The following is a 12,889-nucleotide window of genomic DNA, read 5'->3' on the forward strand; positions in this document are numbered from 1 at the left end:
AAACTACTTAGAGTCTAAGGTGATGAGAAGGTTTTATGTGAAAACTTAACAATTTTTTACAGTAACAAAATCCTTGTATTTCACAAAAATATCCCCATTAAAGGAAGCATTGGTTTAAGTATCTTTTAAAAGTGTGGAGTTTGTGTCGTTATGAGCGCTACTAAGGCTAAAGAAACCCTAGGTTTTCAAACAGAAGTTAAACAGCTTCTGCATTTAATGATTCACTCATTGTATTCCAATAAAGAAATTTTCTTGCGTGAGCTGATTTCAAACGCTTCTGATGCAGTGGATAAGCTACGTTTTGAAGCGCTATCTAATGGCGCATTATTGGCTAATGATAGCGAATTGCGTATTCGCGTTAGCTTCGATAAAGAGGCTAAAACGCTAACCATTGAGGACAATGGTATTGGCATGAGTCGTGATGAAGTGATCGCTAACTTAGGCACTATCGCTAAATCAGGAACAGCAGATTTTCTAAGTAAATTAACGGGCGATCAAAAGAAAGACTCTCAGCTCATTGGCCAGTTCGGTGTGGGCTTTTACTCTGCCTTTATTGTGGCAGACCAAGTGGATGTGTATACCCGTCGTGCTGATTTACCTGCTGACCAAGCAGTTCTCTGGAGTTCAAAAGGGGAAGGTGAGTTTGATATTGAAACTATCACTAAAGAAGAACGTGGTAGCCGTATTGTATTGCACCTAAAAGAAACTGAAGTGGATTTTGCCGACGGTTGGCGCCTGCGCACTATCATCACCAAGTACTCTGACCATGTGGGGTTGCCTATTGAACTGCCTAAAGAGCAAGAGGAAGAAGGTGCAGAGGCAGCAGGCGAGTGGGAAGTAGTTAACCGTGCTAGCGCGCTATGGACACGTTCTCGCTCTGAAGTTAAAGAAGACGAATATAAAGAGTTTTATAAGCATGTTGCCCATGATTATGACGATCCATTGGCTTGGAGCCATAACCGTGTTGAAGGTAAATTAGAATACACTTCGCTCCTCTATGTTCCCGCGCGCGCGCCTTTTGACTTATATCATCGTGAAGCACCTAAAGGCTTAAAACTCTATGTGCAGCGTGTATTTATTATGGATCAAGCGGATCAGTTTTTACCACTGTATCTGCGTTTTATCAAAGGTGTAGTTGACTCTAATGACCTTTCATTAAACGTATCACGCGAAATCCTACAAAAAGATCCAGTCATTGATAGCATGAAATCAGCGCTAACTAAGCGCGTATTAGATATGCTAGAGAAAATGGCTAAAGCAGATACCGAAGATTATCAAAAATTCTGGGATACCTTTGGTCAAGTGCTTAAAGAAGGTCCTAGTGAAGACTTTGCCAACAAAGAAAAAATTGCAGGCTTATTGCGTTTTGCTTCTACGGCCAATGAAAATGATAAGCAAGTTGTATCTTTGGCGCAGTACATTGAACGTATGAAAGAAGGTCAAGATAAGATTTATTACTTAACAGGCGAAAGCTATGCGCAAGTTAAGAATAGTCCGCATCTTGAGGTATTCCGTAAAAAAGGTATTGAAGTACTGCTTTTAACAGATCGTATTGATGAGTGGCTAATGAGCTACTTAACTGAGTTTGATACTAAGCATTTTGTTGATGTAGCTCGTGGTGATCTTGATCTAGGTACATTAGATTCAGCAGAAGACAAGCAAGCGCAAGAACAAGAAGCTAAGGCTAAGCAAGGACTGATAGAGCATTTAAAAGAAGTGCTGAACGATCAAGTTGAAGATGTGCGTGTTTCGCATCGTTTGACAGAGTCGCCAGCCATTTTAGCCATTGGTGAGCAAGATCTTGGTTTGCAAATGCGTCAAATTTTAGCTGCTTCTGGTCAAGCGGTACCTGAAAGTAAGCCAATTTTTGAGATTAACCCTAATCATCCATTGATTGAAAAGCTTGATGTGGAAACTGATGATGAACGTTTTGCCAGCTTAGCTTTTGTATTATTTGATCAAGCTGCTTTAGCAGCAGGAAATACCTTGAAAGATCCTGCGGCCTATGTGCAGCGATTAAATAAATTATTAATTGAGCTTTCTGCTTAGTTAATAGAAGAAAAAGCGAAGCCTAGGCTTCGCTTTTTTATGGCTATGTGATCTGGGGCACAACCAGCATGACCAGCGTTAAAAGATAACTTTTGAATACTATATAGTAAGTTAATGAGATAACACTGAGAGGAATATATGTTTAAGAGCGCACTCAAACTGGCTGTTTTAGGTTCAGCCATGGTTCTACTAAATGCTTGTACAACTAATTCTACGTCGGCTACGGTGGCAAGTGCAGGGCACAATGCTAAAGCGTGCGCCCCAGCTCCTGCTAAAACCTTAGTTGGTCAAACTGCGAATTTATCTGATTTAGTTATTAAAGAGAAAACTGGGGCTAAAACTATTCGCCGCCTTGAAGAAGGTTCTCCAATGACTATGGATTATGATGCTCAACGTATTAGCATCATTACTAAAGGCGATGTTATTGTTGATGCAATTTGCGGTTAATTGAATAAACTGCTGAGCATGTCAGTATTGCAACCAATTGATATTCATCTTGATGCTGAAGACAGTGACGATGATTTTTTCAATTTGGGTTTTGAGTTTGATCGTGCCTTAGGCGTAAAGCCAGATTATTTATGCTTATGTCGTGATTTTTACGAAGCACCTGAGTTTTTGTATATCGAAGCTGAAGATCAAATTTTTGGCTTCTATACACAAAAAGCGTCTTTTACCATTGAAAGATGTATCTTAACTATTCGTTTACATGATCAGCAGGTGTTTCATTGGAACCAAGCGCAGCAGGTGCAAATTGCGCTTGATCCTAAACAGTTAGAGCAAGTTAGGGATTGTTTAGTATGCATGTTTGACTTCACTTAAGGCCAGGGCGTTAATACTTCGTAGCCATCACAGGTAACAAGCACCATGTGTTCCCACTGTGCTGAAAGCGATTTATCTTGAGTGACCACAGTCCAGCCATCTTTTAATGTGGATGTGTACTTTTTACCAGCATTAATCATAGGTTCAATGGTAAAAATCATGCCCTCTTGTAAGCGCAAACCTCGCTTAGGTGTCCCATAATGTAGGACTTGTGGTGCTTCATGATAGGTTTGGCCTATACCATGGCCGCAATATTCTTCAACCACAGAAAAACCTTCGCGATGGGCTATGGTTTCAATAGTATGTCCAATATCACCTAATGTAGTACCGGGGCGAACAATATCAATGGCACTTAGCATGGCCTCAAGGCAAGTATCGGCTAAATGTTTAGCTGTTGGATTTGGTGTACCAACAAAGTACATACGGCTAGTATCGCCGTACCAACCATCCTTGATAATGGCGATGTCAATATTGAGCATATCACCATCTTGCAAAATATAATTGTCAGGAATGCCATGACAAACCACATGGTTAACAGAGATGCAGGCTGTTTTTTGATAGCCATGGTAGCCAATATTAGCTGGGATAACCTTTAATTCATTGACTATGTAGTGGTAACACAGCTGATCAAGGTAGTCTGTTGTTACCCCGGCCTTAACGTGAGGTGTTATCCAATGCAATACTTGTGCTGCTAAATGGCCGGCCAAGCGTGCTTTAGGAATTTGTACTGCAGTTTTTAGGGTGACAGTCATGGGGTTATAACTTCTGTAGACTTTGTGCTTAAATGTTTGAGTATAGATTCAAGAGAGAACATTGCGTTGCTGTGCAGTGATTGCTCCAGCAGTAGCTGTGTGAGTTCGTTATATGTTTTATTTGGATAGAGCTCTATGAGCATGCCAATTTTCAGCCAATGTTCGGCTTGTGCATTAATAGATCGATCTAAAGCAATGCTTGCTAAGCGCAGATTGTCATGCATTTGGTCAGATATTTTTACGATGCCCATGGCTATATATGCTTCATATATATTGTGTATATAAAATATAGACTAAAGCCTTTACTTTTATTTGACAAGTATTAGTTAAGTGAAGAGTTCTGTGGTTTTGCCTTAGTAATTCGTCCAATTTCAGCTTAAGTTCAGTTGTTTTTTGGCATTATTCTTGGGGTCGCGGTTTTCTATCTTGCTTTAAACTATTTTGCATAAGGAGCTAGCATGAAATTATTGGTTGTAGAGGATGAAGCACTTTTGCGTCATCACCTTTTTACCCGCCTGGGCGAGCAAGGCCATATTGCTGATGCAGTTGCTAATGCTGAAGAAGCACTTTATCGCATTGAAGAGTTTAATCATGACCTAGCTATTATTGACTTGGGCTTGCCTGGTATGGGAGGGTTAGAGTTGATTAAACAGCTACGCGAAGCTGGGAAAACCTTTCCTATTCTTATTTTAACTGCCCGTGGCAATTGGCAAGATAAAGTAGAGGGGCTAGCCGCAGGCGCTGATGATTATGTAGTTAAACCTTTCCAGTTTGAAGAATTAGAAGCCCGTCTAAATGCCTTACTGCGCCGTTCTTCTGGTTTTACACAGGCAAATATTGAAGCCGGTCCATTAACCTTAGATTTAAATCGTAAACAAGCTTTACTGGAAGGAGAACCTCTAGGTTTAACGGCTTATGAGTACCGAATTTTAGAATATTTAATGCGTCACCATCAGCAGGTCGTAGCTAAAGAACGCTTAATGGAGCAGCTGTATTCAGATGAAGCTGACCGAGACCCCAATGTGATTGAAGTACTTGTTGGTCGTTTGCGTCGAAAAATAGAAGGCAAACAGGATTTTAAACCAATAGAAACCGTGCGTGGGCAGGGGTATATTTTCACCCAAGTGTGTCACTAAAAAGAGGGCAGATGGTGGCAAGAAGGCATAAAGGAATATCCTTACGCTTACGCTTAATGTTAAGCGCAAGCTTGATCGCTTTGGTTTTTATGTTGGCCTTAATGCCAGCACTGCAAAGCGTTTTCATTAATGCCTTGGAAGAATCAATAGAGCAGCGCTTGGCGGCGGATGCAAGCTCTATTATTTCTGCTGCACGCATTGTTGATGGCCAATTGCGTATGCCAGATAAGCTGCCTGATGAGGAATATAATTTCCTTTCTGCTAGGCAATTGGCGTTTATTTACGATAAAAATGAAAACCTATTATGGCAGTCTTCCAGTAGTGCCCAAGAAAAAATTGCCTATCGACCGCAGTATGATGGGGATGGGCAAGATTTTTTACGTACCTTTGATGACAATGGGCGAGAGTTTTTTGTTTATGATGTAGAAATTGATGTGCTTCATGGCATCCCAGCCAAACTCAGTATTATTGCTATGCAGCCTGTTAGCGATTACAAAACCATGTTTCGTAACCTTCGTCGTCATTTAGCTATAGGTTTGGGGGGGGCTTGGCTGCTCTTACTTGGTTTCTTGTGGGTTGGCATGGCGTGGGGAGTTAGTGCCTTGCGCACATTAAGCGCTGAGCTTGATGAAATTGAGCAGGGATCACGTGCAGCTTTAAGCGATGATCAGCCACGTGAGCTCTCGCGCTTAACACGTTCATTAAATCGATTATTAGAAGTGGAGCGTCATCAAAGTGAACGTTATAAGCATTCTTTAGATGATCTAGCCCATAGTCTAAAAACACCATTGGCGGTTCTACAAGGAGTTTCTGAGAATCTAACGCAGCAGCCTGAAAACTTCGAACAAGCCCAGACCTTGCAAGAGCAGGTCAATCGTATGAGTCAGCAGGTAAGTTACCAGTTGCAGCGTGCGAGCTTGCGCAAAAGTGGTTTGGTACGTCATAAAGTTGTACTTAAACCTTTAGTTGAAACTTTAACGGATGCACTAGATAAAGTATATCGCGATAAAAAAGTACATTTTGAAGCTGATTTTGCTGATGACCTTTATGTATCTATGGAGCAAGGAGCGCTTCTAGAATTGATGGGCAATTTACTCGAAAACGCTTATAGATTATCGCTAGGCTATATTCGCGTAAGTGCGACTGTGCAGGATAAATGGTGTGAAATTATAGTTGAGGATGATGGACCAGGAGTTCCAGCTGATCAGCGTGAGCGCATCTTAAAGCGTGGCGAACGTTTAGATACTCAGTTTCCTGGGCAAGGCATAGGCACCGCAGTAGTAGTGGATATAGTAGATAGCTATGGTGGCAGTTTATTACTGCAAGATTCACAATTAGGTGGTGCAAAATTTATCATTAATCTGCCGTGTTACTAGGTGAATAGCGGCGCAACTCTTGGGTAAAGCTCAATGTTGTTTTACAGCTTTTGCATATATAGCGATAGCCTTTCGCGACAAAGTTATGACGCCGAATGCTGAGTAAGTGTTCTGCTGTGCAAGCACATTGATAAATATAAAAAGTTTTTTCTGGTACTGTGATGGCATAGTTGTGGCAGCGTTCCGCAGGAAGTTTAAATACAGTTTGCATGATGCTTTTCCATTGCGGGCCATGTGCTTTTATCTGCGCACCATACAGCGCAAAGGCGAGCAAATGCGCCACTTCGTGCGCCACTGTTTGCTGCAGAAAATGGGCTTGGTTTTCTTGGTACAACTGCTGATTAAAGCGCAATTTATTCGCTTGTAAATACGCCATTCCTGCTTTTTGACCCGTTAGATTTAACTCTATTTTAGGTCGAGAAAATGAGCGATTAAAAAAGCCTTCTGCGGTTTTATAACAATTTTCAACTCGTGCTTTAAGTAATTCTGGCATAAACTTGTTTGCTGCTTGATCTTGTTACATTATGTGCGTTTTATTATTTGCTTACCTATCATTAAACATCAATGAATAGAGCATAGTAAAAGATCATGCTTTCTATGCTGCGTTTAAAACGGTAGACAGTTTACACTGCTATCACCAAAATAACCCCAAAATCTATGCCGTAGAGGATACTTTAATGTCAGCCCAAGATGCGCTCGTAGTTCGTGCGGATTTCGACCAGGTAATGGTTCCAAACTATGCTCCAGCAGGTTTTATTCCTGTGCGTGGCAAAGGTTCTCGAGTATGGGATCAGCAAGGTCGAGAATGGGTTGACTTAGCCGGTGGAATTGCCGTTAACAGCTTAGGTCATGCGCATCCAGCATTAGTTAAAGCGTTGCAGGAGCAGTCCGAGAAGCTGTGGCATGTCTCCAATGTCTTTACGAATGAACCTGCTTTACAGCTTGCCAAAAAGCTAATTAATAGTACCTTTGCGCAACGTGTATTTTTTTGTAACTCGGGTGCAGAAGCTAACGAAGCCGCTTTAAAACTGGCACGTCGTGTTGCCTTTGAACGCTTTGGTGGTGACAAGTATGAAATTATTTCGGCACTAGATAGCTTTCATGGACGTACATTTTTTACTGTAAGTGTTGCAGGGCAGCCCAAATACTCTGATGGATTTGGTCCAAAACCTGAAGGTATTAGCCATGTGCCTTTTAATGATCTAGCGGCATTAGAAGCACAAATATCGGATAAAACCTGTGCTGTTATTCTAGAGCCAGTGCAGGGAGAAAGTGGCGTTCTGCCTGCCAATAAAGCCTATATTGAAGCCGTACGGGCGCTGTGTGATAAGTACAATGCATTGCTTATTTTCGATGAAGTACAAACAGGCGTGGGGCGTACCGGCAAGCTTTATGCGCATGAGCATTTTTCAGTAACCCCTGATATTTTAACTACGGCTAAAGGTATAGGGGGTGGTTTTCCATTAGCCGCAATGCTTACTACGGATGAGTTGGCGAAGCATTTTGCAGTAGGTACGCATGGAACGACCTTTGGAGGGAATCCATTAGCTTGCGCTGTAGGGAATGCCGTGATGGATATCATTAACACGCCGGAAGTGCTTAAAGGTGTTAATGAGCGCGGCACTTACCTAAAAGAGAAATTAACTGAGTTAGGTACAAAATACGGTATTTTTACTCAGGTGCGCGGCTGGGGATTATTGATAGGTGCGGTGTTATCAGCTGAATGGCAGGGGCGTGCCCGTGAAGTGCTGCAAGCCGCAGAGCAGCAGGATCTTATGATTTTGGTTGCAGGCCCTAATGTGGTACGTTTTGCACCTAGTTTAGTTATTGATTATGCCGATATTGATGAAGCTATGCAGCGTTTAGATAAAGCATTAGCTAAACTCTTAAATTAAACATTCTTATAAGCCATAACCTTTCAGTTATGGCTTTCTTTATAAAAGGTAAAGCTTATGTCTGACGGACTAAAATTATTACTGGATGACGGTGAAGACAATATTACTGAACAAAAGTGCAGCCGTTTTGCTGTGGTGATGGAAGGGCAGGAAGTTTGGATTCAGAAAATTGGTAATCAGTTATTTATTGGTGTTGAAGTGGCTGAGGACTCGCAAGAGTTTATGAACTTAGTGGTTCGGCCAATGGCAACCAACCTAATTAGCCTAGGTTTGGAAGAAGATCAGGCAGATGATGAGCATGAGCATGGTCCAGACTGCGATCACTAAGTGGAAAAAGGCTGTGTTAATTCCTGTCTAACGATATAATGAAAACTTTTCGGCAATTTGCCGTGAACGTGTAGCAATAACTACAGACTGATGTGGGAAACCTTATGAAAAGCGCCGAGATCCGCGAAGCCTTCCTTCGCTTCTTTGAAGAAAAGGGGCATACGCGTGTTGCGTCTAGCTCGTTGATCCCAGAAAACGATCCAACCTTGCTTTTTACCAACGCAGGCATGAACCAATTTAAAGACTGCTTTTTAGGTTTAGAGAAGCGTGCCTATACGCGTGCTACTACGAGCCAAAAGTGTGTGCGTGCAGGCGGCAAACATAATGACTTAGAAAACGTAGGTTATACCGCGCGTCATCATACGTTTTTTGAAATGCTTGGTAACTTTAGCTTTGGTGATTACTTCAAGCAGGATGCTTTGCATTACGCGTGGGAATTTTTAACCAGTGCTAAATGGTTAAATCTGCCTAAAGAAAAGCTTTGGGTTACAGTTTACGCCTCAGATGATGAAGCCTTTAGTATTTGGGCTGACGAAATCGGCGTGCCTGCAGAGCGGATTATTCGTATTGGCGATAATAAAGGTGCGCCCTATGCCTCAGATAACTTCTGGGCAATGGGGGACACAGGTCCTTGTGGTCCTTGTAGTGAAATTTTTTATGATCACGGTGAGCATATTTGGGGTGGCCCTCCTGGCTCGGCTGAAGAAGACGGTGATCGTTATATCGAAATCTGGAATAACGTTTTCATGCAGTTTAATCGCACTGCTGATGGTGTGATGCATCCGCTACCTGCTCCAAGTGTTGATACGGGCATGGGTTTAGAGCGTATTAGCGCTGTATTGCAACATGTTAATTCAAATTATGAGATTGACCTGTTTACTAGCTTGTTGGCTGGCTGCGCCAAGGCTATTGGTTGTGCTAATGATGCATCGCCATCACTCAAAGTAGTGGCTGATCATATTCGCTCCTGTAGCTTCTTAATTGCCGATGGTGTTACACCAAGCAATGATGGCCGTGGTTATGTACTACGCCGTATTATTCGTCGTGCTTGCCGTCATGGTAATAAACTAGGCGCCACAGGCCCGTTCTTTCATAAAATAGTAGATGCGTTAGTGAAAGAAATGGGGGCTGCTTATCCTCAGTTGAAAGAGCAGCAAGCGCACATTGAGCGTGTCCTTAAAACTGAAGAAGAACAGTTTGCGAAAACGCTAGAGCAAGGCTTGCGTATTTTAGAGCAAGACTTGGCTGAACTTTCAGGCAAAGTTATTCCAGGTAAAGTGGTATTTAAACTCTATGATACCTATGGCTTTCCGGCTGACTTAACGGCTGATATTGCGCGTGAGCGTGATCTAACTATTGACGAACAGGGCTTTGAGCGTGAAATGGATGCTCAGCGTGAACGTGCACGTTCATCTAGTGCCTTTGGTATCGACTATAACAGCCTAATTAAGTTAGACAGTGAAACGCACTTTGTAGGCTATGAGCATAAGCAGGTACAGGCTAAAGTGGTTGCTATTTTGTCTGATGGCAAGCAGGTGAGTGTTCTATCTGTTGGGCAAGAAGGCGTTATTGTTTTAGATCAGACAGCGTTTTACGCAGAGTCTGGCGGGCAAGTCGGTGATTGTGGTTATTTGGCTACTGATACTGCACGTTTTGATGTGCGTGATACCACTAAAGCCAGCAGTGCTTTTCTGCATCATGGTGTTATGCTGCAAGGTGAGTTGAAAGTAGGTGATGTGCTTGATGCTATTGTGGATGCGCGCGTGCAAAAAGCCACTTCGCTAAATCACTCAGCAACGCATTTATTGCATGCCGCATTGCGTCAAGTATTAGGTGAGCATGTTCAGCAAAAAGGCTCTTTGGTTGATAGTCAACGCTTACGCTTTGACTTTAGCCATTTTGAAGCTGTAACTGCTGAACAAATTAAACAACTTGAAACCATAGTTAATCAACAAATACGCGAAAATAGCGCTGTCTGTACTGAAATCACCGATATTGAAACGGCTAAAGCTAAAGGTGCTATGGCCTTATTTGGTGAAAAGTATGGCGATACAGTACGTGTGCTCAGTATGGGTGATGGTTTTTCTGTTGAGTTATGTGGCGGTATTCACGCTCAGCGCACAGGTGATATAGGAGTATTTAAAATCACCAATGAAAGCGGTGTGGCCTCAGGGGTGCGTCGTATTGAAGCTATCACAGGTGAAGCAGCATGGTTATGGTTAAATCATAGCGATGAGCAAGTACAGCAGGCCGCTCAGGCACTGAAAGCTAACCGTAATAACATACTAGATAAGTTAGCGGCCACTATTGAGCAGGTGAAACTGCTAGAAAAAGACTTGGCCCAGCTAAAAGCCAAGGCAGCAGCTTCTGCTGGTGGTGATTTAGCTGCGCAAGCTAAAGAAATTAAAGGCGCCAAAGTATTAGCTGCCCGTATTGATGGTCTTGATGGTAAAGAGCTTTTGGCTTTGCTCGATCAGTTGAAAAACAAGCTAGGCAGCGCCATTGTGTTATTAGGTGGCGAACATGAAGGCAAGGTTGTATTAATTGCCGGCGTGACGAAAGACCTGACAAGCAAGGTTAAAGCGGGCGACTTAATGAAGCAAGCGGCAGCGCTAGTGGGCGGCAAGGGTGGTGGTCGTCCAGATATGGCGCAAGGCGGTGGAAGTGATGCCAGTCAATTAGAAGCCGCATTGGCCTTGGCTGAAACTTTTGCACAAAGCGAGCTTTAATTATTAAGTACAGGAGGTGAGTGCGCTTACCTCACTTATAAGACTGGGTATGGGAGCCTATAAAAGGCTGAGGCAGTGTTAAATGGCGTTAATCGTACAAAAGTTTGGTGGTACTTCAGTAGGTTCAATTGAACGCATTGAACAAGTCGCTGCTAAAGTGCGTAAGTTTCGTGAAGAAGGCCATCAGGTCGTAGTTGTTGTTTCTGCGATGAGTGGTGAAACGAATCGACTATTAGGGTTAGCTAAGCAAATTACTAGTAAGCCATCATTGCGTGAAATGGATATGATGGTTTCAACAGGTGAACAGGTAACCATTGCTTTACTAGCGATTGCGCTCATGAAACAAGGCATGCCGGCTATTTCTTTTACAGGTACTCAAGTACCTATAGTAACGGATAGCTCATATAGTAAAGCGCGTATTTTAAGTATTGATGAAAGTAAAATTCGCACTGAACTTGATGTCGGTAAGGTTGTGGTAGTGGCAGGTTTTCAAGGTGTCGATGAGCAGGGGCATATTACCACCTTAGGTCGTGGTGGCTCAGATACAACAGCGGTAGCTATTGCAGCGGCCTTAAAGGCAGATGAGTGCCAGATTTATACCGATGTTGATGGCGTTTATACGACTGATCCTCGTGTTGTGCCCAAAGCAAAACGTCTTGAAAAAATTACTTTTGAAGAAATGCTAGAAATGGCTAGTTTGGGCTCAAAAGTATTACAGATTCGTGCAGTAGAATTTGCGGGTAAGTACAATGTGCCTTTGCGCGTTTTACATAGTTTCCAAGAGGGTGCTGGCACCCTGATTACGCTTGATGATGAGGAATCCATGGAACAACCTATTATCTCTGGTATTGCCTTTAGCCGAGATGAAGCTAAATTAACTATTCGTGGCGTGCCAGACACTCCAGGCGTTGCGTACAAAATTCTAGGTTCTATTAGCGATGCTAATATCGAAATAGATATGATCGTACAAAATGTTGCAAAAGATCATACAACTGACTTTACCTTTACCGTTAATCACTTAGATTATGATAAAGCTATGGAAATTCTGCAAAATACCGCATCCCAAATAGGTGCGCGTGAAGTTGCAGGAACCACTAACATTGCTAAAGTGTCTATTGTAGGGGTTGGTATGCGTTCGCATGCTGGTGTAGCCAGTCAAATGTTTGGTGCTTTGGCTAAAGAGAATATCAATATTCAAATGATTTCTACATCAGAAATAAAGGTTTCTGTTGTGTTGGACGAAAAGTATCTAGAGCTAGCTGTTCGCTCATTGCACACAGCCTTTGGTTTAGATGCATAATCACTGAATTAGGCAATCTATGCCTATGCGTGCCTAGTCATAGACTAGATATTAAAGCGCGTCTTACCCTAAAGAGGGCGCGCACTTACAGAGTAGACTGTAATCCTAAAAACTGTAGCAAGGAGAAAAAAATGTTAATCCTAACTCGTCGAGTCGGAGAGACTCTGATGGTAGGTGATGAAGTCACTGTCACTGTACTGGGTGTTAAAGGTAATCAGGTACGTATTGGTGTGAATGCGCCAAAAGAAGTTGCGGTTCACCGTGAAGAGATTTACCAACGTATTCAAAAAGAGAAAGAAGAAACAAATCTCTGATTTTTTTAAGTTTTTTTAAAAAAAGCTTTGCAAAGATGAAAATATTGGGTATTATGCGCCCCGTTCCGGAGAGGTGGCCGAGAGGCCGAAGGCGCTCCCCTGCTAAGGGAGTATACCTCAAAAGGGTATCGAGGGTTCGAATCCCTCCCTCTCCGCCATCTTTGCATTGCAGAGGTTTAGATTTAAAAGTTT

Annotated in this window: 13 protein-coding genes and 1 tRNA gene; 11 read left to right on the plus strand and 3 right to left on the minus strand. The window is 42.5% G+C overall.

Annotation, left to right across the window (positions count from 1 at the left end):
* The first annotated feature begins 150 nt into the window (after positions 1 to 150).
* From htpG to VQ643_RS10030, 3 genes are all read left to right on the plus strand, one after another.
* On the plus strand, positions 151 to 2,049 hold the full coding sequence (htpG, locus tag VQ643_RS10020) for a molecular chaperone HtpG (protein WP_414199634.1): 1,899 nt from the start codon (positions 151 to 153) through the stop codon (positions 2,047 to 2,049).
* A gap of 138 nt (positions 2,050 to 2,187) precedes the next feature.
* Positions 2,188 to 2,496: an I78 family peptidase inhibitor gene (locus VQ643_RS10025; RefSeq protein WP_414199635.1), complete on the plus strand. Its 309-nt coding sequence runs from the start codon at positions 2,188 to 2,190 to the stop codon at positions 2,494 to 2,496.
* 18 nt (positions 2,497 to 2,514) lie between these two features.
* Entirely contained in the window at positions 2,515 to 2,868 is a 354-nt protein-coding gene (locus VQ643_RS10030) for a hypothetical protein (protein ID WP_414199636.1), read from the plus strand.
* Here VQ643_RS10030 and map read toward each other — a convergent pair.
* A complete protein-coding gene (gene map, locus VQ643_RS10035) occupies positions 2,865 to 3,620 on the minus strand; it encodes a type I methionyl aminopeptidase (protein WP_414199637.1) in 756 nt (251 codons plus the stop codon). The two genes, VQ643_RS10030 and map, sit on opposite strands and share 4 nt — an antisense overlap.
* Positions 3,617 to 3,871 (minus strand): ParD-like family protein, encoded by a 255-nt coding sequence (locus VQ643_RS10040; protein WP_414199638.1) that lies wholly within the window; start codon positions 3,869 to 3,871, stop codon positions 3,617 to 3,619. The genes map and VQ643_RS10040 overlap by 4 nt, the downstream gene beginning before the upstream one ends.
* Before the next feature lie 207 nt (positions 3,872 to 4,078).
* Here VQ643_RS10040 and VQ643_RS10045 point away from each other — a divergent pair, with 207 nt between their 5' ends.
* Both VQ643_RS10045 and VQ643_RS10050 read left to right on the plus strand, forming a co-directional pair.
* Positions 4,079 to 4,756 (plus strand): response regulator, encoded by a 678-nt coding sequence (locus VQ643_RS10045; RefSeq protein WP_414199639.1) that lies wholly within the window; start codon positions 4,079 to 4,081, stop codon positions 4,754 to 4,756.
* Positions 4,757 to 4,767: 11 nt separating this feature from the next.
* The gene (locus VQ643_RS10050; protein WP_414199640.1) at positions 4,768 to 6,132 is read left to right on the plus strand and encodes an ATP-binding protein; all 1,365 of its coding nucleotides are present in this window, start codon (positions 4,768 to 4,770) and stop codon (positions 6,130 to 6,132) included.
* Here the strand turns inward: VQ643_RS10050 and VQ643_RS10055 are convergent.
* A complete protein-coding gene (locus tag VQ643_RS10055; protein WP_414199641.1) occupies positions 6,113 to 6,625 on the minus strand; it encodes a SprT family zinc-dependent metalloprotease in 513 nt (170 codons plus the stop codon). The genes VQ643_RS10050 and VQ643_RS10055 overlap by 20 nt on opposite strands.
* A gap of 184 nt (positions 6,626 to 6,809) precedes the next feature.
* On the opposite strand from VQ643_RS10055, the gene VQ643_RS10060 reads away from it, so the two are divergent.
* The 6 genes from VQ643_RS10060 (at position 6,810) to VQ643_RS10085 (ending at position 12,855) form a co-directional block, all read left to right on the plus strand.
* Complete coding sequence (locus VQ643_RS10060; RefSeq protein ID WP_414199642.1) at positions 6,810 to 8,027, plus strand: aspartate aminotransferase family protein; 1,218 nt, start codon at positions 6,810 to 6,812, stop codon at positions 8,025 to 8,027.
* 57 nt (positions 8,028 to 8,084) lie between these two features.
* Entirely contained in the window at positions 8,085 to 8,354 is a 270-nt protein-coding gene (locus tag VQ643_RS10065) for a topoisomerase II (RefSeq protein WP_414199643.1), read from the plus strand.
* Positions 8,355 to 8,458: 104 nt separating this feature from the next.
* On the plus strand, positions 8,459 to 11,083 hold the full coding sequence (gene alaS, locus VQ643_RS10070) for an alanine--tRNA ligase (protein WP_414199644.1): 2,625 nt from the start codon (positions 8,459 to 8,461) through the stop codon (positions 11,081 to 11,083).
* A gap of 82 nt (positions 11,084 to 11,165) precedes the next feature.
* Entirely contained in the window at positions 11,166 to 12,383 is a 1,218-nt protein-coding gene (locus VQ643_RS10075; protein ID WP_414199645.1) for an aspartate kinase, read from the plus strand.
* A 131-nt stretch (positions 12,384 to 12,514) separates the two neighbouring features.
* A complete protein-coding gene (gene csrA / locus VQ643_RS10080; RefSeq protein ID WP_414199646.1) occupies positions 12,515 to 12,697 on the plus strand; it encodes a carbon storage regulator CsrA in 183 nt (60 codons plus the stop codon).
* 67 nt (positions 12,698 to 12,764) lie between these two features.
* Positions 12,765 to 12,855: transfer RNA gene (locus tag VQ643_RS10085), tRNA-Ser, on the plus strand.
* Positions 12,856 to 12,889: the final 34 nt, after the last annotated feature.

The sequence above is a fragment of the Pseudomonas sp. F1_0610 genome (genome assembly GCF_047470865.1).
Classification (GTDB): Bacteria; Pseudomonadota; Gammaproteobacteria; order Pseudomonadales; family Pseudomonadaceae; genus JAZDRH01.

Bases quoted from the DNA above. Each gene is read 5' to 3' on its own strand.
- htpG (WP_414199634.1), top strand. From the start codon at position 151: ATGAGCGCTACTAAGGCTAAAGAAACCCTAGGTTTTCAAACAGAAGTT.
- VQ643_RS10025 (WP_414199635.1), top strand. From the start codon at position 2,188: ATGTTTAAGAGCGCACTCAAACTGGCTGTTTTAGGTTCAGCCATGGTT.
- VQ643_RS10030 (WP_414199636.1), top strand. From the start codon at position 2,515: ATGTCAGTATTGCAACCAATTGATATTCATCTTGATGCTGAAGACAGT.
- map (WP_414199637.1), bottom strand. From the start codon at position 3,620: ATGACTGTCACCCTAAAAACTGCAGTACAAATTCCTAAAGCACGCTTG.
- VQ643_RS10040 (WP_414199638.1), bottom strand. From the start codon at position 3,871: ATGGGCATCGTAAAAATATCTGACCAAATGCATGACAATCTGCGCTTA.
- VQ643_RS10045 (WP_414199639.1), top strand. From the start codon at position 4,079: ATGAAATTATTGGTTGTAGAGGATGAAGCACTTTTGCGTCATCACCTT.
- VQ643_RS10050 (WP_414199640.1), top strand. From the start codon at position 4,768: ATGGTGGCAAGAAGGCATAAAGGAATATCCTTACGCTTACGCTTAATG.
- VQ643_RS10055 (WP_414199641.1), bottom strand. From the start codon at position 6,625: ATGCCAGAATTACTTAAAGCACGAGTTGAAAATTGTTATAAAACCGCA.
- VQ643_RS10060 (WP_414199642.1), top strand. From the start codon at position 6,810: ATGTCAGCCCAAGATGCGCTCGTAGTTCGTGCGGATTTCGACCAGGTA.
- VQ643_RS10065 (WP_414199643.1), top strand. From the start codon at position 8,085: ATGTCTGACGGACTAAAATTATTACTGGATGACGGTGAAGACAATATT.
- alaS (WP_414199644.1), top strand. From the start codon at position 8,459: ATGAAAAGCGCCGAGATCCGCGAAGCCTTCCTTCGCTTCTTTGAAGAA.
- VQ643_RS10075 (WP_414199645.1), top strand. From the start codon at position 11,166: ATGGCGTTAATCGTACAAAAGTTTGGTGGTACTTCAGTAGGTTCAATT.
- csrA (WP_414199646.1), top strand. From the start codon at position 12,515: ATGTTAATCCTAACTCGTCGAGTCGGAGAGACTCTGATGGTAGGTGAT.